The following is a 23,236-nucleotide window of genomic DNA, read 5'->3' as shown; positions in this document are numbered from 1 at the left end:
TTTCAGAATGATAAGTTTATTGTGTTTGATATGTAATAACATTACAAATCGGTGCTTGACGGCGGAAGCCAAATAGTTCTATCTGGTCCGCGACGGTTCCAAGCGAGAGATCGCAAGGAATAATAGGGAACACGGTGAGAGGCATTGCTTCAATGCCGTGGCTGCCCCCGCAACTGTAAGCGGATTGTCGAGCACTCGTGACGCATACTTGCGTCAGGCCACTGCGAATAATCGTGGGAAGGCGGGCAAGACGATCATCCGTGAGCCAGGAGACCTGCCGTCGAGAGTTCATTCCAATGTCACGGGCGGGGATGCCCTGAACAGGAGACGTCATGATCGTTGTTTGCGCCACCCGGCGCCATATTCAATCTGCTCTTTTTCCGGTTTCAAAACGGTCCTTCGCGTGTGGCTGCGGAATGGATGTTCATTCACCTTCACATGACGGCTTTGCGCTGTAACGCGCAGCTGGCGATTTCGGGGACTATCGGAACATGACAATTAACTTAAGCCGCGCCATCTTTGCAGCAGCCATGGCTGCACTTTCGATGGCAGCTACATCCGCGCAGGCTGCGGAAACCAGCTATCCATTGACGCTGAAGAATTGTGGAAGGGACGTAACCTTTACCCACGCTCCAGAGCGCACGGTCTCCATCGGCCAGAGCACGACGGAAATCCTCTATATGCTCGGGCTGGCAGACAAGGTGGTGGGAACCGCCGTCTGGATCGGCCCGGTCATCAAAGGCTATGAGGAGGCCAATGCCAAGGTAACGCGATTGGCGGATAATGATCCGAGCTTCGAAAGCGTGCTTGCCGAGAAGCCCGATCTGGTAACTGCGCAGTTCCAGTGGCATGTCGGTTCGGAAGGCGTGGTGGCCAAGCCGGAGCAGTTTGAGGAACTTGGCATTCCGGTCTATACGTCCCCTTCGGATTGCACGGGCAAGGACAATTCCGGCGGTGGTGATGGCGTGCGTCACTCCGTATTTACGATGGACCAGATCTATCAGGAAATCTCCGAACTTGCGCAAATCTTCAATGTGCAGGATCGCGGCGAGAAGCTGATTGCCGATCTGAAATCCCGCGAAGAAGCAGCAAGGCAAAAGATTGCCTCGGTCGATGGCAAGCTGTCCGCCGTCTTCTGGTTCTCCAGCGCCGAACTGGATATCGATCCCTATGTCGCGGGCAAGAATGGTGCGCCGGGCTACATCATGTCGGCGCTTGGTATCAAAAACGTCATCGACAGCGATGAGGAATGGCCGACCGTGGGCTGGGAAACCATTGCGAAGTCGCAGCCGACCATCATCGTTGCTGGCAAAATGGACCGTCGCCGCTATCCGGCTGACGACGCTGCCGTGAAACAGAAATTTCTGAAAGAGGATCCAGTTGCTAGCCTGATGCCCGCCGTCAAACAGAACCACATCGTGGTGATGGATGCGCAGGCCATGAATCCGACGATCCGCACGATCGAAGGCATCGAAGTGCTGGCGGATCAGGTCGTTCAGCTCGGCCTGACGAAGTAAGCCGATGTCGGTTCCTTTAATCTATGCCCGTGCCGCCGCCATTGCGGCCGGGTGCCTCTTGCTGGCGCTGTGGCTTGGCGCATCGATTGGCGAGACATCCATTCCCATGGATGTCGTCGCCAAAACGGTGGCCAACCGCCTGTGGCATGCGGGTTATCCGCTGGACGCCATCGATGAGGGTATCGTCTGGAACTACCGGTTAAGCCGGGCCGTGGTTGCCGCCTGTTGCGGGGCGGCCCTGGCGCTTTCTGGCGTCGTGCTGCAATCGCTGCTGCGCAATCCGCTGGCAGATCCTTATATTCTGGGCATTTCCGCTGGAGCTTCGACGGGCGCAGTCGGTGTTGCCATTCTTGGTTTCGGCGCGGGCATGCTTACCATGCCGCTCGGTGCTTTTCTGGGCGCACTTGTTGCCTTCGCCCTCGTCACATTGCTGGCGCTGCGGGCCGGAAGCGGCAATAGCGCGATCATTCTGGCAGGCGTTGCGGGGTCGCAGCTGTTCAACGCGCTGACGTCCTTCATCGTCACCAAGTCGGCCAATGCGGAACAGGCACGCGGTATCATGTTCTGGCTGCTCGGCAATCTTTCCGGCGTCCGCTGGCCGGATGTCTCGCTGGCGCTGCCGGTTGCGATCCTTGGCCTTGTCGTCTGTCTCTGGCATGCCCGCGCTTTGGACGCCTTCACCTTCGGCGCTGAATCCGCCGCGTCGCTCGGCATTCCGGTCCGGCGCGTCTATGTGGTGCTGACGGGTATCTCGGCGCTGATGACAGCTGTCATGGTCAGCATCGTCGGGTCCATCGGCTTTATCGGTCTGGTCATTCCGCACGCCGCGCGCCTCGTCGTCGGTGTTCGCCACGGGCGTTTGCTTCCCGCTGCTGCGATCATCGGCGCCATCTTCATGATTGCGGCGGACATTCTTTCGCGCACGATTATTGCGGGGCAGGTGCTGCCCATCGGGGTCATAACCGCGCTGTTTGGCGCCCCTGCTTTCGCGCTCATCCTCTCCCAGCGGCGGAGGGCGGCGTGATGCTTTCAGCAAAAAATCTCAGCTGGTCGGCAGGAGGCGTGGAAATCGTCAGAAATGTCAGCCTCGATCTGTCCGAGGGTGAGTTTCTTGGCATCGTCGGCCCGAACGGGTCTGGCAAGACCAGCCTGATGTCCATTCTCTCCGGCCTCAGAAAGCCGCGCGCGGGTGAGGTGTCGCTGGATGGAACGCCTATGGACCTGCTCCAGCGACGCGACATTGCGCGCCACATCGCGCTGGTGGAACAGCAGGCGGAAACGCAGGAGCGGATCAATGCGCGTCAGGCGGTAGAGCTAGGACGCATCCCTCATCTCGGTGCCCTCTCTCCATGGTCTGCCCATGACGATGCAATCGTAGATCAGGCATTGGCTGATGTGGATATGGAAGGTTTTGGCAAGCGCATGTGGCATACGCTTTCCGGCGGGGAGCGCCAGCGTCTGCATATTGCACGCGCCCTCGCCCAGCAGCCCAGAATTCTGCTGCTTGACGAGCCGACCAACCATCTCGATATCGGCCACCAGATTGCGCTTCTGCATCTGGTGCGCAAGCAGAAGCTGACCGTTGCCGCAGCCCTGCATGATCTCAACCATGCGGCCATGTTCTGTGACCGCATCGCGGTCATGAAATCGGGCGAACTCGTTGCTCTGGGCAAACCATGCGATGTCTTCACGCGCCAGCTGATCATGGATGTCTTCGGCGTCGATGTCGATGTCGAGCGCCACGGGGAGGACGCCTGCCACATCCGCTATCGCGCGCCATCGCTTGAGACGGTGTGAGCCGCCACGAAATTTTCGGGTCGTCTTCTTGAAGAAGGCGACCCTTCTCCTACATCTTTCTCGACCCGCTGGTCCGGGCCCCTCTGGTGAAAGTCCCGGCGCTTTCACGATGTCGGACCGTTTCCGACATGACGCCGATGGTGCAGAGGTTTTCTCATGCTTTCAGATATAGCCGCGTGGTTCATCACGCTTTTCGTTGTCGATCCGCTTCAGGCGCAGGTGCGCGAGCATCTGGACAGGGCGAATGCATCCACTCAAATCATTCAGCAGTCGCAGCAGTGTATCGCAAGTCAGGCACCGCAATTGTTGAAGCGTGCGGGTGAACAGCCGGGCTGGGCTATCGCGACTGCCGCTGGCTTCTCGCTCGGCTGGACCTCGCCTGTGCAGCTTCTCGATACGAGCGATCCAAACTGCGCAGCCATTGCGGGATTGCTACGCAATGATGAAGGCGCAGAGGCGGAAAGCTAAAGGCTTACGCCTTCTCAGCCCGCCAGTTGCGATACCAGTCCACGAAAGCGGTGACGCCCGTTTCGACGGGCGTTTCCGGCGCATAGCCTGTCAAGGCGCGCAAAAGATCTGGTGACGCATAGGTGCGCGGCACGTCTCCCTGCTGCATGGGCAGCATGTTGTGGATGGCTTTTTGACCAAGCACGGTCTCGACCGTTTCCACGAAGCGCATCAGTTCCACCGGTTGTCCGCCGCCGATATTGACGACACGAAATGGCGCATGTCTGGACAGCGTATCCGTAACACCGTCTTCGGTCACGCGGTTGTCTTCCGAAGGCGCGATGTGGCTGAGGCGAATGATACCCTCCACGAGATCGTCGATATAGGTGAAATCTCGGCTCATCTTGCCTTCACCGTAAATGTCGATCGGCTGACCCTTCAAGATCGCATCGACAAATTTGAACAGCGCCATATCCGGCCTGCCCCATGGACCATAGACGGTGAAGAAGCGGAACGCGGTCGTCGGCACCTTGTGCAGATGGGCATAGCTGTGCGCCATCAGCTCCATCGACTTCTTGGTCGCGGCATAAATCGTCATCGGCTCGTCCGCGCGGTCGCTTTCCGCGAACGGAACCTTCTCGTTCGAACCATAGATGGAGGACGTGGAGGCCAGCAGAAGATGCTTGGGCTGAAGCGTTTTCGCCAGTTCCAGTATGTTCCAGGAGCCCATCAGGTTGGAATTCACGTAGTCCTTCGGGCACTCGATGCTGTAACGCACGCCTGCCTGTGCTGCGAGGTGTATGATCACCTCCGGCTCGGCCAGATCGGCGGCGCGGTTCAGCGCGTCCGCATCTTCCAGCATGCCGATGGAGGCCTTGAAGCCGTTGGAGCGGGAGAGGATCGCGTGGCGCTTTTCCTTCAGGGCAACATCGTAATATTGCGTCATACCATCGAAGCCGACGACAAAGTGGCCATCGTCCAGCAGACGTTTTGCCAGATGGAAGCCGATGAAACCCGCCGTGCCGGTGATCAGATAACGCATGTCAGAGATGCCTTCCTGTGCTTATTCCGCGCGACCGATGCTGGAATAGGAGAAGCCGTGAGCGGTCACCTCGTCGGCACGGTAGATGTTGCGCAGATCGACAAGAACCGGGCTTTTCATGGTGGACTTGAGGCGGTTTAGATCGAGCGCGCGGAACTGGTTCCACTCGGTCACGATCACCAGCGCATCCGCATCCAGTGCTGCTTCGTAAGGCCCTTCAGCATATTCGATGCCCTCGATCAGATGTTTGGCATTCGCCATGCCTTCCGGATCGTAGCCGGTTACCTTCGCACCTGCATCCTGTAGAGTCTGGATCACGGCGATTGCCGGGCTGTCGCGCATGTCGTCGGTGTTGGGCTTGAAAGTAAGACCGAGAACCGCAACCTTCTTGCCGCGAATATCGCCGCCCACGGCTGCGATGACCTTGCGGCCCATGGCGCGCTTGCGGTTGTCGTTGATGGCAATCGTCGTCTCGATCAGGCGAACGGGGCTGTCATAATCCTGCGCCGTCTTGGCAAGAGCCAGCGTGTCCTTGGGGAAGCAGGAGCCGCCGTAACCGGGGCCCGCATGCAGGAACTTCGACCCGATACGGCCATCGAGGCCGATGCCGCGCGAGACATCCTGAACGTCCGCGCCGACCTTTTCGCACAGATCCGCCATCTCGTTGATGAAGGTGATCTTCATCGCAAGGAAAGCGTTGGCAGCATATTTGATCAGCTCGGATGTGCGGCGCGTGGTAAAGAGCAGCGGCGACTGGTTGAGATAGAGCGGACGGTAGACTTCCGTCATCACCGGGCGGGCGCGTTCGTCCGAAAGACCGACGACGATGCGGTCAGGACGCTTGAAGTCGTCGATGGCTGCACCTTCGCGCAGGAATTCGGGGTTGGACACGACCGCAAAATCAGCGGAAGGATTTTCCTCGCGGATGATGCGCTCAACCTCGTCGCCGGTGCCGACCGGAACGGTGGACTTGGTGACGATGACGGTAAAGCCGGTGATGGCGGCTGCAATCTCGCGCGCAGCGGCATAGACATAGCCGAGATCGGCATGGCCATCGCCACGGCGCGACGGCGTGCCGACGGCGATGAAGACGACATCCGCATCGGCAACGGCGCTTTTCAATTCGGTGGTGAAGCTCAGGCGACCCGCCTTGGCATTACTGGCAACGATGGCATCGAGACCCGGTTCGAAAATCGGAATCTGGCCGTTTTTCAGCGCCTCGATCTTTTCCGGCATTTTGTCGACGCAGATCACATCATGCCCAAAATCAGCAAAGCAGGCGCCAGACACCAAGCCGACATAACCAGACCCGATCATAACAATGCGCATTCGTGAACCTTTCGGTGTGCAGACGGCGGGAAATCATCAACCGCTTCAAAATTCAATCGGATAGGTGTTTAACTGCCTTCTGTGACATGTCCAAGCGCACAGACGGTTTTCAACGACGATTTCGATATTTTGTTGTGAACGAACGGAGCCTACGCCACCTCCTGAGTGTTCATTCATTTATAGCTCAATTAACCCCGCCCCATCATCGCCCAAGGATCCGTTCATGATCGAGCAAAGCCGCCTTCAGGAAATTGCGTTCTGGCTCTCGCAGCAGGGTTATGAGGGCACGCCGGAGGAGGATCTGCTTTCTGGCTTCTGCGAAAAATGCAACGCCATCGGCGTTTCGATTTCCTCTGCGCTCATCCTCATGGACACGCTGCATCCCGATTTCGAGGGGCACGCCTTCCAGTGGGACAGTCGCGACGAATTCAAGTCTTCCAGCGTTTATGATTTTACCGATGAGGGAACGGCGCGCGAAGACTGGGAAAGTTCTGTCTTTTTCCATCTGATACGTGAAAATGCGCAGGAAATCCGCCGCCGTCTCCACCTCAATGAAGAGGCGAATTTCTACAAGCTGGATGAGCTGCGGAATGCGGGCCACACCGATTACATCGCCGCCATCCACCGCTTTACCGAGCGCGGCAGCATCGGCGAGATGAGTGCCTTTTATTCCCGGTGGCTGACCCGCCACCCGGAGGGCTTTCATGACGACGAACTGGCAGCGCTGCGCATGCTGCTTCCTACGCTGGCTCTGGCGGTAAAAACGGCCTGCTGCATGCGGATCATCGGCACCATCACCGATGTCTATCTCGGTCGCGATGCGGGCCGCAAAGTAATGAGCGGCACGATTACGCGCGGTGAGGTGGAGAGGATCGATGCCGTTTTGTGGTTTTCCGACCTGCGGGATTTCACCGGCATCTCGGACCGGGCGGAACCGGACCAGATCATTCCATTTCTCAATGATTATGCCGGTCTGGTCATCGATGCCGTTCATGCCCACGGTGGCAGTGTCTTGAAGCTGATCGGGGACGGGGTGCTGGCGATTTTTCGCAGCGGCGACCAGCGCGATGATTGTGCAGCAGCACTTGCAGCCGAGATGACCATGCGTACCAACCTTTCCGTTCTCAATAATCGTCGCCGGCTCGAGGGGCTTCCCACCACCGATGTTTATCTCGGGCTCCACGTCGGCGAAGTTTTTTATGGCAATATAGGCAGCCGCAACCGGCTGGATTTCACCGTCGTCGGCCCCGCAGTCAACATGGTCAGCCGCATTGAGGGACTATGCGGATCGGTCGACCGGGACACCGTCATGTCGAAGGATTTCGCGGCGATGTGTCCTGCTGAAATGCGTAACCTTATGGTCTCGATAGGCCGCTATGCCTTGCGAGGTTTTGCAAGAGCCCACGAGCTTTTCACCATCGACCCGGAACTGGCCTGATCCTTTTAGAGCGGCTTGCCGACCTGATCCAGCAGCCAGGTCTGGAAGGCGCGCGCCAGCACATTGTCCTGACGCCCTTCCGGCAGCGCGATGTGATAGCTCTTGTCCGTCTGTAGCGGGACATCGAAGACGACGACCAGCTGTCCGGACTTCAGCTCGGCTTCGATCAGATATTTCGGCAGAAGGGCAAAGCCCATGCCGCTGATCGTGGCTTCGATCAGCATGGAAAACTGGTCGAAACGGCTGCCGCGATAGGCGCCATCGGAAGAAATGCCGCTCATCTCGAACCAGTCCGTCCACAGCTTGGGACGGGTGGTGACGTGGAGCAGGGGCTTCTGCAACAGGTCGTGAAAGCTCTGCGGATGATGAATTTTCAGCGTCGAAGGGCTGGCGACCGGCACGATGACTTCGTTGCAGAGGAAGGTGCAGGTTCCATGCGCCCAGACCGGCTGGCCGTAATGGATTGCAATATCGAAACCTTCGTCATCGAAATCGAAGGGATGCGAGCGCGAGCCGACGGTCAGGACCGTTTCCGGGTGAATGGCCATGAATTTGTGCAGGCGCGGGGTGAGCCAGCGGCTTCCGAAAGTCGGGAGCGTCGCAATGGAGAGCGCTGCGTTGGAGGTACCGGCGGTCACCGCCCGCACCATCAACTGCTCGGATTGTTGCAACAGCTTCTGCACGTCGGGGAGAAACTTTCGGCCTGCATCGGACAGCACCACACGCCGCCGAATACGCTCGAAAAGCAGCATGCCGGTCTGCGCTTCCAGATCGCTGATCTGGCGGCTGACCGCGCTTTGTGTCAGGTTCAGCTCCTCCGCCGCGCGGGTAAAGTTGCCATGCCGCGCTGCGCATTCGAATGCCTGTAATGTGACGATATCCGGAACCAGCCGTCTGCGCGTATCCATTCCTGCCCCGCATCAACCCAACCGCTTTACTCATTTGAATTGGGCGCTTCTACCCGTATATGATCCTGAACGAGAATGAAATGGGTGGTTTCCTTGGCCGTTGGACAAGGCGTCAACGAGCCCTTCGCTTAGATGATCCAAGCCGCCTTTCGATTTGCTTGTGCAAAGGCGCGACGCCTCAAGGGAGCCGTACATGACCGCAACATCAGCCAAAGTCGATGTCGTCAAGGAAGCCGCAGCGCTTCTTGCCAAGATGGGCGTTTCGTCCGAGCTTTATCAGGGTGGCAGCATGGCGTCCTTCAGCCCGGTGACGGGTGAACAGGTCGCAAGCCTCAAGACCGTTTCGGTTGGGGAGGTTGCCGCAATCGTAGAGAAAGCCGATGCAGCCTTCCGCACATGGCGGCTGGTGCCAGCGCCGCGCCGTGGCGAGTTGATCCGCCTTCTCGGTGAAGAACTGCGTGCCTTCAAGACCGATCTGGGTCGCCTCGTGTCTCTCGAAGCCGGAAAGATTCCGTCCGAGGGTCTGGGCGAAGTGCAGGAAATGATCGACATCTGCGATTTCGCAGTCGGTCTTTCGCGCCAGCTATACGGTCTGACCATTGCGACCGAGCGCCCCGGCCATCGCATGATGGAAACCTGGCATCCGCTGGGTGTCGTCGGGGTCATCTCGGCGTTCAACTTCCCCGTTGCCGTCTGGTCGTGGAACGCAGCACTCGCCATCGTCTGCGGCAATTCCGTTGTCTGGAAGCCGTCCGAGAAGACACCGCTGACGGCGCTTGCCGTACAGGGCATCTTCGAGCGTGCCGCAGCCCGCTTCGGCGATGCGCCGGAAGGCCTCAGCCAGCTCATCATCGGGGACCGCACCGTTGGCGAAGCGCTGGTGGACCATCCAAAAGTGCCACTGGTTTCGGCCACCGGCTCGACTCGGATGGGCCGCGATGTCGGCCCGCGGCTTGCCAAGCGTTTTGCCCGTGCCATCCTCGAACTGGGCGGCAACAATGCCGGTATCGTCTGCCCTTCTGCCGATCTCGACATGGCTTTGAGAGCAATCGCTTTCGGTGCCATGGGCACTGCCGGTCAGCGTTGCACGACGCTGCGCCGCCTCTTCGTGCATGAGAGCGTTTATGATGAGCTCGTGCCGCGCCTGAAGAAGGCATATGCCTCCGTGTCCGTCGGCAATCCGCTGGAAAGCTCGGCGCTTGTCGGTCCTCTGGTGGATAAGGCCGCTTTCGACGGCATGCAGAAGGCGCTCGGCGAAGCCAAGAACCACGGCGGCGTCGTTGCCGGTGGCGAGCGTGTCGATACGGGTGCGGCGAACGGCTATTACGTGAAGCCAGCCATCGTGGAAATGCCGAAGCAGGCCGGTCCTGTGCTTGAGGAAACCTTTGCGCCCATCCTCTATGTGATGAAGTATAGCGACTTCGATCAGGCGATTGCGGACCATAATGCCGTAGCTGCGGGCCTATCGTCCTCCATCTTTACCCGCGATCTTCAGGAGGCTGAGCGCTTTCTTGCAGCCGATGGTTCGGATTGCGGCATCGCCAACGTCAATATCGGCACCTCCGGTGCCGAAATCGGCGGCGCGTTCGGCGGCGAGAAGGAAACCGGCGGCGGTCGTGAATCCGGCTCGGATTCCTGGAAGGCCTATATGCGCCGCGCGACCAACACCGTGAACTACTCCAAGGCACTGCCTTTGGCGCAGGGTGTTTCCTTCGATATCGATTGATCCTAAGGCTCCGCCGAAACTCGGCGGAGCTTTTCTCACATATCGGTAGACGCTCGGCTCTGGCGAGAGCGCAGTATCGTATGCGCGGAGGTTTTCGGTTCGGGAAGATTGCCCGGATCGAGCGAGGAAAACAGCCAGTCGATGAAGACGCTGACGATGGGTGCTTCCCGGACTTCCGGGCGGCACGCCACGTGGAAACCCTGGCCCGCAGGGACGCTGAGGTCGAAGGGAACGATGAGGTCGCCCTTGGCGATATGACCTCCAGCCGTGATCGTGTCACCCAAAGCAATGCCCTGCCCATGCAAAGCCGCCTCGGTGGAAAGGCGTGCATCGCTCATGAAGTGCTGACGCCGTATCTGGATGGCCGAAGCATCCGCTGCCGTCAGCCAGGTATTCCATTCCCGCCCGCTATCTCCGTGAAAAAGGACGTGATCCTGAAGATCGCGGATGGAGCGAAGGGGGCGCGTGTTGAGAAGGCTCGGGCTTGCCACCGGGAAGAGATGGATTTCGCTCCAGAGGCTGCTCCACACATCCGGCCACTTCCCGTCACCGTAAAGAATGCAGATATCGATATTCGCGTCGTTCAGGGCCGAAGGATCATTGCTTGCAAGCAGTGTGACATTGATGTCGGGAAAACGCTCCGCAAAGCTGTTGAGCCGGGGCAAAATCCAGAAAGACAAAAGACCGGCAACGCAGGAAATCGTAAGCTTGCCGCTGGTCGCGGGCCGCGCCATCAGCGCTGTTGCTGCTGCAATGCTGCCGAAGGCCTGTGTTACGACAGGCAGCAGCAACGCTCCCTGTGCTGTAAGCTTCAACCGTCTGCTACCGCGCTCGAACAGCACGGCACCGAGAGATTCTTCCAATGCCTTGATCTGGTGGCTTATCGCGCCATGGGTGACGTTCAACTCACGCGCAGCCGCTGAAACGGAGCCCCTTCGGGCTGTTGCCTCGAAGGCGCGTAGAGGATTTAGCGGCGGTAGACGTCCAGACATATTGATAGCTTCCGTGAGAAAATCTCACAATAACTGCTATAACAACGTGAATTGCATTTTCAACAGGGATGCGCTGAAATGTTTAAAACATAGGCGGGTTCGCGGCGGGCAAAAAAAACATGCAGATGTTGCCGGTGCTAAAATGACCAGCTTGTTATGGACAGGGAGCGATCATGACTTTTGACGAGAAAAAGCTGCAGGAGCTGCGGGCGAAATACGCAGAAAGCCATGGTGGCGAGCTTTTCGATCCGGCATTTCGCAAGGTGGCGGACAAGATTTTCTCGAAGAACGGAACGCGGCTCGCGCCCTATGCGGGCGTGCCGACATTTCTGACCGCGCCTTACATGCCGGTGGATGCCGAGGAGCCGGATTTCGGTAATCTCCAAGTGGCAATTCTCGGCGTGCCGATGGACCTTGGCGTGACCAACCGCCCAGGCTCCCGCTTCGGGCCGCGCGCATTGCGGTCTATAGAGCGCATCGGTCCATATAATCACGTTCTCGGCTGCGCGCCGGTGCATGATCTGCGCGTGGCCGATGTCGGCGATGTGCCGTTCCGCAGCCGCTATCGCCTCGAACTCAGCCATGACGACATCGAAAAGCGGGTGCAGCAAATCGTGGATGCCGGTGTGCTGCCGCTTTCAGTCGGGGGTGATCACTCCATCACGCATCCCATTTTGAAGGCGGTGGGCAAGAAGCAGCCGGTCGGCATGATCCATATCGACGCCCATTGCGATACCGGCGGCGCGTATGATCTGACCAAATTCCACCATGGAGGACCGTTCCGCAACGCGGTGCTGGATGGCGTGCTCGATCCGACACGCACGATCCAGATCGGCATTCGCGGCTCCTCCGAATATCTGTGGGAATTTTCCTACGAGTCCGGCATGACGGTGATCCATGCCGAGGAAGTCACCGGTCTCGGCATCCCGGCAATCATCGAGAAGGCGAAGGCGATCATCGGCGACGGTCCGACCTACCTCACTTTCGATATCGACAGCCTCGACCCGAGCTTTGCGCCGGGCACGGGCACGCCGGAAATCGGCGGGCTGACGACACGGGAGGTTCTTGAACTCATCCGCGGTCTGAAGGGCATGAACATCGTCGGCGGCGATGTCGTGGAAGTGGCTCCGCAATATGATTCGACCACCAATACCGCCCATGCCGGGGCGCAGATGCTGTTCGAGATTTTGAGCTTGATGGTGTTCAGCCCTTCCGTGAAGCGATGATATTGACGTAAGATAAAGACCAACAGAAACAACGGGAACAGGCCGTGCGTCAGCACGGTCCATAATAAGGAGAAAAATCATGTCGGAATTTTCGAAGCTGCCGCTTAGCCGGCGCACGGTTCTGGGAGCGGGTCTTGCCGGTGCCTCCATGCTTGCCATGCCAGCGGTGCTGCGCGCGCAGGACAAGTCGCTGAAGGTTGGTGTTTACGGAGGCTACTTCAAGGATAGCTTCGACAAAAACATTTTCCCCGAATTCACCAAGGCCACGGGCATTGCCGTGGAATCCGTGGCGGAACCGACAGGCGAAGCTTGGCTTGTGCAGCTGGAGCAGGCGGCAAAGGCCGGTCAGGCCCCGGCGGACGTTTCCATGATGTCTCAGGTCGCGGTTCTGAAGGGTCAGGCGACTGAGCTCTGGGCGCCGCTCGACCTTGCGAAAATTCCGAATTCTTCCGGCCTCATCGAGCGCTTCGTCAACAAATATCCGGATGGCCGCGTTTCCGGCATCGGCGCGGTGTCCTGGTACATCACGCTGGTTACGAATACCGATGTCTACAAGGAAGCACCGACCTCCTGGACGGCACTTTGGGATCCGGCAAACCAGGATAAGATCGGTCTTCTCGCTCTCGTCTCCAACTCCTTCCTGCTGGAGGTGACGGCAAAGACGTTTCTTGGCGGCACCAAGGTTCTCGATACGGAAGAAGGGCTTTTGAAGGCCTTCGAGAAACTTGCCGAGGTCAAGCCGAATGTCAGCCTGTGGTATCGCGATGAGGCGCAGTTCGAGCAGGCGCTGAAGTCCGGTGAAATCCCGATGGGTCAGTATTATCACGACGTGACCGGTCTTGCCGCTTCGCAAGGCCAGCCGGTTCGCTCCACCTTCCCGAAAGAAGGCGGCATTCAGGATGCGGGCTCGTGGGTGCTGTCGCGTGCTTCGAAGAAGACCGAAGAAGCGCATGTCTTCATCGATTACATGAGCAAGCCGGAGATTCAGGCCGTTCTGTCCCGCAAGGTCGGCACGTCGCCAACCGTCAAGCGCGAACTGACGGATTTGACGGCGGAGGAATTTGCCGCCGTGTCTTCGGATATCGATCCGGTCATTCCGCGCTACGATCTCTACCAGACGAAATCCGACTGGCTGAACCAGAAATGGACAGAGATGATCGCCGGCTGATCTGCCGACAGATAATAAGAAGCTGGCCCTTCAATGGGCCAGCCGACAAGAACGGGAAGCATTGATGTCCGGCCTCGCCCTCAACAACATCGTCAAGCAATTCGGTAATTTCACCGCCGTCAATGGTGTGGACCTCACGGTGCCGCACGGTACATTCGTGTGCCTGCTCGGGCCTTCCGGCTGCGGCAAGACGACATTGATGCGGATGATTGCGGGGCTGGATCTGCCAACGAGCGGCAATATCCTGCTGGACGGCAAGGACATTACGGCAGTTCCCACCCACAAGCGCGAGCTTGGTATGGTCTTCCAGTCGCTGGCGCTTTTCCCGCATCTGACCGTCGGCGAAAACATCGCCTATCCGCTGCGTATTCGCGGGGCCTCGAAAGAGGAACAGAAAAAGCGGGTGGACGAGTTGCTGTCCATGATCCATCTCTCGGGTTACGCCGACCGGCCGGTCTCCAAGCTTTCCGGCGGCCAGCGTCAGCGTGTTGCGATTGCCCGCGCCCTGACGATTTCGCCAAAGCTCTTTCTGCTGGATGAGCCATTGTCCGCGCTCGATGCGAAGCTGCGCGAGGCCATGCAGGTCGAGCTCAGGCAATTGCAGCAGCGTCTCGGCATCACCACCATCGTCGTAACGCACGACCAGCGCGAAGCCATGACCATGGCGGATACCGTCGTTGTGATGAGCGGCGGCGAAATTCGTCAGGCGGCAGCGCCAGTGGATGTCTATCGCAAGCCCGCCGATACCTTCGTTGCTGATTTCATCGGCATGACCAACCTAATCGAGTTTTCGGCAGACAGCACCGGTCGCGCATCTGCGCTTGGGGAGACGGTTGAAGGGCTTGCCGTTCCGTCTGGCCTTTCGAAGGGCATCATATCCATTCGCCCGGAAGACGTGCACCTTACGGCGCCCGGCGATAGTGCGATCACCGGCACGGTGACATTCGTGCGTGATCTTGGCGGCACCATCGAGACCTTCGTCGAAGCTGCGGGCAAGCAGATCGTGGCCGTTTCCACGCCAAATGTCCGCCCCGATGTGACTGTCGGGCAGAGCATCGGCGTCAAGCTTGGCGCGGATGTCTGCGTGGTGCTGAAGTCATGAGGCGCGAAGCTCCGCAAAGACTGGCCGATTACGGCCCGCTGGTCTTTCCCGCCTTGATGCTGATCGTCTTTTTCGTCGTGCCTTTCGGCACAATGATCTCGGTTTCGTTTTTCCAGCGTTTGCAGGGTGCTTTTTACGAGCCTGCTTTCGTCTTCGATAATTACGCCCGGTTTCTTAGCCTCTTCTTTGGCCGTGTCCTCGGTTTTTCGCTGATGCTCGCAATGCTGGTTGCGCTTTGCTGCGTGGTCATTGCAGTACCTTTCACGCATCTCCTGTCGCGATCCGCCCGCAAGGTGCAGGTGCTGTGGCTGGTAGCGTTGCTGTCCGTCCTGTCGCTCTCGGAAGTGATGATCGGCTTTGCGTGGTCAACGCTTTTTTCGCGCACTGCCGGTATCACCAACCTCTTCGTTGCCATCGGCCTGATGGATCAGGCAAAGGCGCTGACGCCAAGCTTTGGGGCGGTGCTGACGGGCCTCGTCTATCAAGCGCTGCCGTACACTGTTCTGGTGCTTTACCCCGCCATGGTGCGGCTTGATCCGACCTTGACGGAGGCTGCACGCACACTTGGCGCCTCGCCCGTCAAAGCCTTCTTTACCGTCGTTGTTCCAGCGATGAAAAGCACCATCGTCGCAACGCTGATCATGGTCTTCATCTTCGCACTCGGCTCTTATCTTTTGCCCCAGCTACTCGGGCGTCCGCAACACTGGACGCTTTCCGTACTGATCACCGATCAGGCGATCTACCAGTCCAACATGCCGTTTGCGGCGGCGATGGCGGTGTTTCTCGTACTCGTCACGCTGGCGCTGGTGGGACTGACGGTTTATGCCGGGAAAAGAGGAGAAGCGGCATGAGCGTCTTCCTGAAGCGGCTTTATTTTTTCCTCATCGGCCTGTTTCTGGCCATGCCACTCGTCGTCGTCGCAGGCGTCTCGGTCAATCAGAAGCAGACGCTCGCTTTTCCGCCGCAGGGCTTTTCGCTCTCCTGGTATGGTGAGATATTCACCAATGTCGAATGGCGAAATGCGCTGATCGCGTCTATCACGCTCGCCGCAACATCGGCGTTGCTGGCGCTTCTGATTGCCTTGCCACTGGCCTGGTTTCTGTGGCGCCGGGTGGCCCCATGGGCCAACATCTTCCAGCTTCTCGGCATCGCGCCTTTCACCCTGCCGCCTGTCATCACCGCATTGGGGCTTCTGACCTTCTGGGCGACAACCGGATTTTATGGCCAGCCATGGACTGCTGTCATCAGCCACGCAATCTTCTTCGTGACGCTGCCGCTGGTGACGATTTCGCTGGGCTTTTCCTCTATCGACCGCTCTCTGGTGGAAGCCGCTTCCACCATGGGCGCGGATGACAGGAGGGTATTTCGGACCATCGTTCTTCCGCTGATCCTGCCCTATCTGGTTTCGGGTTACGCCTTCGCCTTCGTGCTGTCGCTGAACGAATACATCGTCGCCTATATGACGGTCGGCTTCACCATGGAAACGCTGCCGATCAAGATTTTCAATGCCCTGCGCTACGGTTACACACCGACAATGGCCTCCGTCACGGTACTGTTCCTGACGATTGCCGCGGTCGTCTTCGGACTTGTCGCGCGCTTCGGCGATCTGCCGAAGCTGCTTGGTGCCATGTCCTCGAACGATAAGTGAATGACATCATGAAGATTGCGGCGCTTCAGATGAGTTGCAGGGTGGCAGATTGCGATGCCAATCTGAGCCGGATCGAAAAGGCTGCGGCGGAAGCATCGCGTCAAGGCGCGAAATTGCTCATTGCCCCGGAACTGGCGGTTACCGGATATGGTGCGGGAGACGATTTCGCTCATCTTGCCTGCCCTGCGAATGGGAATGTCGAGGCGCAATTGAAGGCCGTTGCGAAAGAGCATGAGATAGCGATTGTCGCTGGCTTTGCGGAGCGGGATGGCGAGCAGGTCTTCAACAGCGCGATTTTCGTGGATGCGGAAGGGCGTAGCGCTGTCTATCGTAAGTCCCATCTCTACGGGGATTATGAGAAGAAGCATTTCCAGCCAGAAAGGCCTAGAAGCGTCATGATCGAGTTTATGGGCCTGCGTTTCGGGCTGCTCATCTGCTACGATGTGGAGTTCCCGGAAAATGTGCGCCGTCTGGCGCTGGGAGGCGCGGACCTGGTTGTCGTTCCGACAGCTTTACCCAAAGGCGCGTCTGGAGAATTCATCGCCAACGTAATGATCCGTTCCCGCGCCTTCGAAAATCAGGTTTTCGTCGCTTACGTCAACCATAACGGCAGCGACGGCGCTTTCGACTATGCCGGTCAATCGGCCATCGTCGCGCCTGATGGTTCTTTCCTGGCAAAAGCGCCTGCCGATGGCGAAGCGCTGCTTTTTGCGGAAATCGATCCCGCAGCCTACGCCCCCTCGCGGGCTGACAATAGCTATCTGCGGGATCTCGGTTCAAGCCGTTGAGGCGTCAGCCTCACCGGCGTTTTTGTTTTACCCGATGGACATCAGGCTGGCATTGCCGCCTGCCGCCGTGGTGTTGACGCTGACGGATACTTCTTCAAGCAGCCAGTTCAGATTGTAGGGTTGTGCAACGCCCTGAAGCTCTTCCGGTGTTGCGGCCTGAACGAGAACAAGCGGTCCCTGCAACTCCGCGATACGGCGGTTGACGGTGCGAATTCTCTCCGCGTCTCCTTCCACCAGCGCGCCCGCAAAGGGGCCGGAAGCATTCCAGTCGCTGGACCATGTCACGCGGTTTGCAACGGATGTCGGGATGCCAGCCAACGCGGCCTCAAGCTCGCTTTGCTGGTCGATAACGACGCTGTTGCCGGTCGCAAGGGCTGCCGCGAGCTGGCGGTAGAGACCCTGAACGGAGGTGGGAACCAGCAGAACCGTGCCGCGCGGGTGGAGGGCATAGACGTTACGCTCCCCAACCGGACCGGCAAGCTCGGCTTCGAAACCAAGGCCGGAGAGTTGGGCGGAAGTCCGGGCCACTTCTGCGGCCTGCGTTTCGTCCTTACCATCCAGCCACCCGGCAAGCTCGGCAGTTGCCTGATCCTTCTCCTGCCCGCTGCGCTCCACAGCCGGGGCTATGCGGGTGAGGCGGCCAAGATAGAGAGGACCACCTGCCTTCGGGCCGGTGCCGGAAAGGCCGCGTCCGCCAAAGGGCTGAACGCCAACAACCGCGCCGATGATGTTGCGGTTGACGTAGAGATTGCCCGCCTTCACACGCGAAAGCACATGCGCAATCGTAGCATCCAGACGGGTGTGCAGGCCGAATGTCAGGCCGTAACCCGTGGCGTTGATATCATCTATCAACTGGTCCAGCTTCTCGCGCTTGAAGCGGATGACATGCAGCACGGGGCCGAAAACTTCGCGTTCGAGATCGGCAAGCGATCTCAGCTCGATGATGGTTGGCGGTACGAATGTGCCCTCGTCGGTTTCACCGGTAAGAGAAATCTGCTCGATCCTGTTGCCAAGGCCGCGCATCGCTTCGATGTGCTTTTCGATGTTTTCCTTCGCCTCTGCGGTGATGACCGGACCGACATCCACCGAAAGCCTATCGGTTCTGCCGATGCGCAACTCGTGCAGCGCGCCCTTCAGCATCGTCAGCGTTCTATCAGCCACATCATCCTGAAGGCAAAGGACACGCAGTGCAGAGCAGCGCTGGCCCGCACTATCGAAAGCGGATGCAATGACATCCGCCACCACCTGTTCGGCAAGTGCGGAGGAATCGACGATCATCGCATTCTGGCCGCCGGTTTCTGCAATGAGGGGGATCGTTCGGCCATCGCTGGTGAGGCGTTCGGACAGTTGCTTCTGGATCAGGCGCGCGACTTCGGTAGAGCCGGTAAACATGACGGCTGCCGTCTGTGGTGCAGACACAAGTTGTGCGCCCGTCTGTCCGGCACCCGGCAAAAGCTGCACGGCATCGGCTGGCACACCTGCCTCGTGCAGAATCCGTATGCCTTCTGCCGCAATGAGCGGCGTTTCTTCCGCAGGCTTTGCCAGCACGGGGTTGCCCGCAACCAGTGCCGCGGCCACCTGACCGATGAAGATAGCAAGCGGAAAATTCCACGGGCTGATGCAGACGACGGGGCCAAGCGGCTGTTGCAGCAGGCCAAATGTGCTGCGAGCTTCCGCCGCGTAGTAACGAAGGAAATCGATGGCTTCGCGAACCTCCGCGATGGCATTGGGAGCAGACTTGCCCGCCTCGCGCATGATCAGGCCGAGCAATGTCGGCAATCTTGCCTGCATCAGATCGGCAGCTTTTTCCAGACAATAGGCGCGCGTTTCGACGCTGGTCTGCGGCCATGCCGATGCCGTCGCGGTCTCGACCGCTCTTTGAACGTCACCCTCGGTCGGCTCTGTTACATAACCTACGATGTCGTGGCGATCGCCGGGGTTGGTGACTGGACGTGTCTCGCCTGATGCACTCGGTGCTGTGGCAGTCCATTCCGTCCCGACGCTGTTTAAAAGCGCGTCGCTCAATTCCGAAAGTGTTGTCTCGTTGGCGAGATCCAACCCCGCGGAATTTGGCCTTGCGCCATAAAGCGCTTCGGGCTTGGCAATCTTGTCATGCTGCGCGCCCGGTACGGGCATCGCCTTTACGACGGCAACCGGGTCTTCCAGCAGCGAATCCACCGGCACGTTTGGATCGGCAATACGGTTGACGAAAGAGGAGTTCGCGCCGTTTTCCAGCAGGCGGCGGACGAGATAGGCGAGCAGCGTTTCGTGTGTGCCCACCGGTGCATAGAAGCGGCAGGGGCGGTCAAGATTCTGCCTGCCCACGACTTCGCTATAGAGCGGTTCTCCCATGCCGTGCAGGCACTGGAACTCATAGTCCCCGATTTTGAATTCCGGTCCCGCCATATGGTAGATCGTTGCCAGCGACTGGGCGTTATGTGTGGCAAATTGCGGGAAGATCACGTCGCGGGCGTCAAGCAGCTTGCGGGCGCAGGCAATGTAGGACACGTCGGTATGGACCTTGCGGGTGAAGACCGGAAAGTCCTCCAGCCCATCCAGCTGCGCACGCTTGATCTCGGCATCCCAATAAGCGCCTTTTACCAGACGCACCATGATGCGACGGTTGGCGCGGCGGGCGAGATCGATGATGTAATCCAGAACGAACGGGCAGCGGCGGCCATAGGCCTGAACGACGAAGCCGAGGCCTTCCCAGTTGCCTAGTTCGGAATCCAGCGCAAGGGATTCCAGCAGATCGAGCGAGAGTTCCAGACGATCTGCCTCTTCCGCGTCGATGTTGAGGCCGATGTCGTAGCTTTTGGCCCGCAGCATCAGGGACTTCACGCGCGGCAGAAGCTCAGCCATGACACGCTGCGCCTGCGAGCGGGAGTAACGCGGATGTAGCGCCGAAAGCTTGATGGAGATGCCGGGGCCGCCATAGACACCGCGTCCCGCGGAAGCCTTGCCGATGGCGTGGATAGCCTGCTCGTAGTCGCGGTAATAGCGCTCGGCATCCTTCGCAGTCGTGGCTGCTTCGCCCAGCATATCGTAGGAATATTGAAAGCCCTTCGCTTCGAAGGGCTTAGAGCGGTTGATGGCTTCCTGAATGGTCTGGCCAGTGACGAATTGCTCGCCCATCATGCGCATCGCCATATCGACGCCACGGCGGATGACCGGTTCGCCCGCGCGGGAAATGAGCTTGGTGAGGGCGGCTGATAAACCCCGGTCGTTGACCGTCGATGTCAGCTTTCCGGTGATGACGAGACCCCATGTGGCGGCATTGACGAAGAGCGAGCGGCCACCGCCGAGATGCGATTTCCAGTCGCCGGTCGCAATCTTGTCTCGGATCAGCGCGTCACGCGTTGCGGTATCGGGAATGCGCAGCAGCGCTTCGGCCAGACACATCAGCGCCACGCCTTCCTGGCTGGAAAGCGAATATTCCTGCACAAGCCCCTCGACGCCGGTTCCCTTTGCCTTGGCGCGAAGCGCCTCTATCAGCTTGCGCGCAGTTGCCCGAATGGTGTCTGCTTCCTGTTCGGAAACACTCGCTGCTTCCAGAAGCGGCGCAAGGCATTCGGGCTCAGACCGGCGATATGCAGCAGTGATTGCCTGTCGCAATGGGCTTTGCGTGCGGACCGGTGGCGCAAATAGGTCGAAAATCTCGCTCGGCTGAGCTGCCTGCTTCAGTGCAACGGTGGAAGCATTGTCCGCCATCGGTCGGTCCTCGATTGAAGTGAATGGGTCTGCGGGAAGGCCATTCGCCTCCTCCACATCTGCCTGTAGAATATCATCGCATTTGAAATTGATATGGTCTTATTTTAGCAATAAAACAGGCCATACGAACTTTAATTAATGCGAGATTGGATCAATCCATATGGCAAAAGCCCAGGACGCAGGCGAACTGGATCACTTCGATATGCGAATAATGGAGGCTCTCAGCGAGGATGGCAGAATGTCCGTGCTGCAATTGTCGAAGCAGGTCGGTCTTTCCAAGACGCCGTGCCAGACGCGGCTCAAGCGTCTGGTCGATGAGGGCTATATTCTCGGGTTTCGCGCGACACTTAATCCAGCCAAGCTCGGGCTCGAGCACATCGCTTTTACGGAGGTGAAACTTTCGGACACGCGTGAGAAGGCCTTGGACGAGTTCAATGCGGCGGTTCGCAAGATCAAGGAGGTGGAGGAGTGCCATATGATAGCGGGTGCTTTCGATTATCTTCTGAAAGTGCGCACCACCGACATCAGGAAATACCGGCGTGTCTTGGGCGAGAAGATATCGAGCCTGCCGTCCGTATCGAACACATCCACCTTTGTCGTGATGGAGTCGGTTAAGGATACCGGCATATGAAAAAGGCGGCGTCATGAGCATGAGCGCCGCCTTCATTACATATTTAGTGCGTGCTTAGCGCAGCGAGGCTGCGGCAGTCACGGCGGTTGTCTGTGCATCCGGTCCGAATTCGTTCTCGTCTTCGATACCAAGCAGTTCCTGAAGGCGAAGTCGAGCGCGGCTGACGCGGCTCTTGATCGTTCCGACAGGGCATCCGCAAATCTCGGCGGCTTCCTCATAGGCAAAGCCGGAGGCGCCGATGAGAAGGATCGCTTCACGCTGGTCGTCCGGCAGCTTGTCGAGAGCCTGACGGAAGTCCTGAAGATCGACAGAACCGTGCTGCTCCGGCGGCACCGATAGTCTCGAGGTGTAAGCGCCGTCCGTATCCTGAACTTCGCGGCCCGATTTACGGATCTGGCTGTAGAACTCGTTGCGAAGGATCGTTACCAGCCATGCGCGCATGTTGGTGCCAGGCTGGTAGCTTTCCTGCTTTGCCCATGCCTTCATGATCGTGTCTTGGACGAGATCGTCTGCGCGGTCGCGCGAGCGGATGAGAGAAATGGCGAATGCGCGCAGGTTTGGCAGCGCCGCCAACATTTCACGTTTGAAATTGTGGCCGTTTGTTTCCACGTCTTTTGTCATTATCCACCCGAAGCTTTCGATTTGCTTTCAGCCTCGTCAAGCTTTTCGAGTAGGTCGAGAAACTTGTCCGGGATACCTTCATCCTGAACGGCGTCGTAAAGTTCTCTAAGTTTGCGGGTAATAACTGCCCGACCGGAATCAGGGACAGTCGGCCCCGCCCCGTTATCAGATGGATCCTGATCCGATTGAAACATGCTCATGAGTTCGGGTATTCCTTTTGTGACCTATCAATAATGCGCAATCAAAAAAAACGTTCCGCCCGCGCGGAACTTTTTTTCCGAGTGTACGTTAATCCCGCAGGTTTGCGCTGCAAACCGCATGAACAGGGGAGAATTCCATGTCCGTTTCCACTCGCATTGCACCGCACCTGCCATATCTTCGCAGGTTCGCGCGTGCTGTTTGCGGCTCTCAATCCACCGGTGACGCTTATGTGGCTGCCAGCCTGGAAGCCTTGATCGCAGATGTCAGCATTTTCCCGCAGACAAGCAGCGATCGCGTCTCGCTTTACCAATTGTTTGTCTCCATCTTTAGTTCCGTCACCATCAATATTAAGAGCGACGAGAACCTTTCCGGCTGGGAAAAGCGCGCGTCCGCAAACCTTTCCGCCGTTCCTGCGGTGCCGAGACAGGCCTTCCTTCTGACCACGGTCGAGGAATTTTCTCCTTCCGAAGCGGCTGAAATTCTGCGCGTGCCGGAAAGCGAAATCGGCAAGCTCATCGACGAAGCAGCATCTGAGATTGCGCGCCAGGTGGCAACCGATATCATGATCATCGAGGACGAACCTCTGATCGCGATGGATATCGAGCAGATGGTTACCGACCTCGGTCACAACGTGACCGGTATCGCCCGCACGCACAAGGAAGCGCTCGAGCTGTTCCACCGCACGCAGCCAAAGATGATTCTTGCGGATATTCAGCTTGCAGACGGAAGCTCCGGTCTCGACGCCATGAAGGATATCCTTCAGATGACGTCACTGCCTGTCATCTTCATCACTGCGTTCCCGGAAAGACTTCTGACGGGCGAACGCCCGGAGCCGACCTTCCTTGTAACCAAGCCCTTCAACCCGGATATGGTGAAGGCCCTCATCAGTCAGGCTCTTTTCTTCAATGAAAGTTCACGTGTTGCCGCGTAACACATGCTGAATG

General features: G+C 58.5%; 21 protein-coding genes and 1 riboswitch. Of the genes, 14 read left to right on the top strand and 7 right to left on the bottom strand.

All coding sequences use genetic code 11. The features are described 5' to 3' along the window. Positions 1-76 precede the first annotated feature (76 nt). Positions 77-296, top strand: a riboswitch (cobalamin riboswitch). 195 nt (positions 297-491) lie between these two features. The 4 genes from CFBP5473_RS18865 to CFBP5473_RS18850 all read left to right on the top strand — a co-directional run bounded on the left by CFBP5473_RS18865 (position 492) and on the right by CFBP5473_RS18850 (position 3,782). Beyond that, the gene (locus CFBP5473_RS18865; RefSeq protein ID WP_027674771.1) at positions 492-1,517 is read left to right on the top strand and encodes an ABC transporter substrate-binding protein; all 1,026 of its coding nucleotides are present in this window, start codon (positions 492-494) and stop codon (positions 1,515-1,517) included. 4 nt (positions 1,518-1,521) lie between these two features. Then, positions 1,522-2,541, top strand: a complete 1,020-nt coding sequence (locus CFBP5473_RS18860; RefSeq protein ID WP_037170850.1) for a FecCD family ABC transporter permease — start codon at positions 1,522-1,524, stop codon at positions 2,539-2,541. Next, the gene (locus CFBP5473_RS18855; protein ID WP_027674773.1) at positions 2,538-3,314 is read left to right on the top strand and encodes an ABC transporter ATP-binding protein; all 777 of its coding nucleotides are present in this window, start codon (positions 2,538-2,540) and stop codon (positions 3,312-3,314) included. Before CFBP5473_RS18860 ends, CFBP5473_RS18855 begins: the two co-directional genes overlap by 4 nt. Positions 3,315-3,470: 156 nt before the next feature. Beyond that, entirely contained in the window at positions 3,471-3,782 is a 312-nt protein-coding gene (locus CFBP5473_RS18850) for a hypothetical protein (protein WP_027674774.1), read from the top strand. A 4-nt stretch (positions 3,783-3,786) separates the two neighbouring features. On the opposite strand, the gene CFBP5473_RS18845 is transcribed toward CFBP5473_RS18850, so the two are convergent. Beyond that, on the bottom strand, positions 3,787-4,803 hold the full coding sequence (locus tag CFBP5473_RS18845) for an NAD-dependent epimerase (RefSeq protein WP_027674775.1): 1,017 nt from the start codon (positions 4,801-4,803) through the stop codon (positions 3,787-3,789). 21 nt (positions 4,804-4,824) lie between these two features. Continuing rightward, the gene (locus tag CFBP5473_RS18840) at positions 4,825-6,132 is read right to left on the bottom strand and encodes a UDP-glucose dehydrogenase family protein (protein ID WP_027674776.1); all 1,308 of its coding nucleotides are present in this window, start codon (positions 6,130-6,132) and stop codon (positions 4,825-4,827) included. A gap of 223 nt (positions 6,133-6,355) precedes the next feature. Between CFBP5473_RS18840 and CFBP5473_RS18835 the strand changes: the two genes are divergently transcribed. After that, entirely contained in the window at positions 6,356-7,570 is a 1,215-nt protein-coding gene (locus CFBP5473_RS18835; protein WP_051441224.1) for an adenylate/guanylate cyclase domain-containing protein, read from the top strand. Positions 7,571-7,575: 5 nt separating this feature from the next. Here CFBP5473_RS18835 and CFBP5473_RS18830 read toward each other — a convergent pair whose 3' ends face one another. Next, positions 7,576-8,478, bottom strand: a complete 903-nt coding sequence (locus tag CFBP5473_RS18830) for a LysR family transcriptional regulator (RefSeq protein ID WP_027674778.1) — start codon at positions 8,476-8,478, stop codon at positions 7,576-7,578. Between the two features lie 193 nt (positions 8,479-8,671). On the opposite strand from CFBP5473_RS18830, the gene amaB reads away from it, so the two are divergent. Next, positions 8,672-10,204: an L-piperidine-6-carboxylate dehydrogenase gene (amaB, locus tag CFBP5473_RS18825; RefSeq protein ID WP_027674779.1), complete on the top strand. Its 1,533-nt coding sequence runs from the start codon at positions 8,672-8,674 to the stop codon at positions 10,202-10,204. A gap of 35 nt (positions 10,205-10,239) precedes the next feature. Here the strand turns inward: amaB and CFBP5473_RS18820 are convergent, their stop codons facing one another. Further along, complete coding sequence (locus tag CFBP5473_RS18820) at positions 10,240-11,196, bottom strand: LysR substrate-binding domain-containing protein (RefSeq protein WP_027674780.1); 957 nt, start codon at positions 11,194-11,196, stop codon at positions 10,240-10,242. Positions 11,197-11,369: 173 nt separating this feature from the next. On the opposite strand from CFBP5473_RS18820, the gene speB reads away from it, so the two are divergent. The 6 genes from speB (at position 11,370) to CFBP5473_RS18790 (ending at position 17,128) form a co-directional block, all read left to right on the top strand. Next, a complete protein-coding gene (speB, locus tag CFBP5473_RS18815) occupies positions 11,370-12,422 on the top strand; it encodes an agmatinase (RefSeq protein ID WP_027674781.1) in 1,053 nt (350 codons plus the stop codon). Between the two features lie 79 nt (positions 12,423-12,501). Continuing rightward, positions 12,502-13,590, top strand: coding sequence for an ABC transporter substrate-binding protein (locus CFBP5473_RS18810; protein ID WP_027674782.1), 1,089 nt, complete (start codon positions 12,502-12,504; stop codon positions 13,588-13,590). A 64-nt stretch (positions 13,591-13,654) separates the two neighbouring features. Beyond that, positions 13,655-14,692, top strand: coding sequence for an ABC transporter ATP-binding protein (locus CFBP5473_RS18805; protein WP_027674783.1), 1,038 nt, complete (start codon positions 13,655-13,657; stop codon positions 14,690-14,692). Then, entirely contained in the window at positions 14,689-15,543 is an 855-nt protein-coding gene (locus CFBP5473_RS18800; protein WP_027674784.1) for an ABC transporter permease, read from the top strand. Before CFBP5473_RS18805 ends, CFBP5473_RS18800 begins: the two co-directional genes overlap by 4 nt. Next, entirely contained in the window at positions 15,540-16,340 is an 801-nt protein-coding gene (locus CFBP5473_RS18795) for an ABC transporter permease (protein ID WP_027674785.1), read from the top strand. Before CFBP5473_RS18800 ends, CFBP5473_RS18795 begins: the two co-directional genes overlap by 4 nt. 5 nt (positions 16,341-16,345) lie before the next feature. Beyond that, entirely contained in the window at positions 16,346-17,128 is a 783-nt protein-coding gene (locus tag CFBP5473_RS18790) for a carbon-nitrogen hydrolase family protein (RefSeq protein ID WP_027674786.1), read from the top strand. A 27-nt stretch (positions 17,129-17,155) separates the two neighbouring features. Here the strand turns inward: CFBP5473_RS18790 and putA are convergent, their stop codons facing one another. Then, positions 17,156-20,839, bottom strand: coding sequence for a trifunctional transcriptional regulator/proline dehydrogenase/L-glutamate gamma-semialdehyde dehydrogenase (gene putA / locus CFBP5473_RS18785; protein WP_037170852.1), 3,684 nt, complete (start codon positions 20,837-20,839; stop codon positions 17,156-17,158). 160 nt (positions 20,840-20,999) lie between these two features. Here putA and CFBP5473_RS18780 point away from each other — a divergent pair, with 160 nt between their 5' ends. Further along, positions 21,000-21,470: an Lrp/AsnC family transcriptional regulator gene (locus tag CFBP5473_RS18780; protein WP_027674788.1), complete on the top strand. Its 471-nt coding sequence runs from the start codon at positions 21,000-21,002 to the stop codon at positions 21,468-21,470. Between the two features lie 54 nt (positions 21,471-21,524). On the opposite strand, the gene CFBP5473_RS18775 is transcribed toward CFBP5473_RS18780, so the two are convergent. Together CFBP5473_RS18775 and CFBP5473_RS18770 are read right to left on the bottom strand one after the other, a co-directional pair. Further along, positions 21,525-22,091 carry an RNA polymerase sigma factor gene (locus tag CFBP5473_RS18775; protein ID WP_027674789.1) on the bottom strand — a complete coding sequence of 189 codons (567 nt, stop codon included), beginning with the start codon at positions 22,089-22,091 and terminating at the stop codon, positions 21,525-21,527. Then, positions 22,091-22,291 (bottom strand): NepR family anti-sigma factor, encoded by a 201-nt coding sequence (locus CFBP5473_RS18770; RefSeq protein WP_027674790.1) that lies wholly within the window; start codon positions 22,289-22,291, stop codon positions 22,091-22,093. Before CFBP5473_RS18770 ends, CFBP5473_RS18775 begins: the two co-directional genes overlap by 1 nt. Positions 22,292-22,428: 137 nt before the next feature. Between CFBP5473_RS18770 and CFBP5473_RS18765 the strand changes: the two genes are divergently transcribed. Further along, complete coding sequence (locus CFBP5473_RS18765; protein ID WP_027674791.1) at positions 22,429-23,223, top strand: response regulator; 795 nt, start codon at positions 22,429-22,431, stop codon at positions 23,221-23,223. The last annotated feature ends 13 nt before the right edge of the window (positions 23,224-23,236 follow it).

The sequence above is a fragment of the Agrobacterium larrymoorei genome (assembly GCF_005145045.1).
Classification (GTDB): Bacteria; Pseudomonadota; Alphaproteobacteria; order Rhizobiales; family Rhizobiaceae; genus Agrobacterium; species Agrobacterium larrymoorei.
The sequence above is the reverse complement of the archived record's forward strand: the minus strand, read 5'-3'. Positions and strand labels throughout refer to the sequence as shown.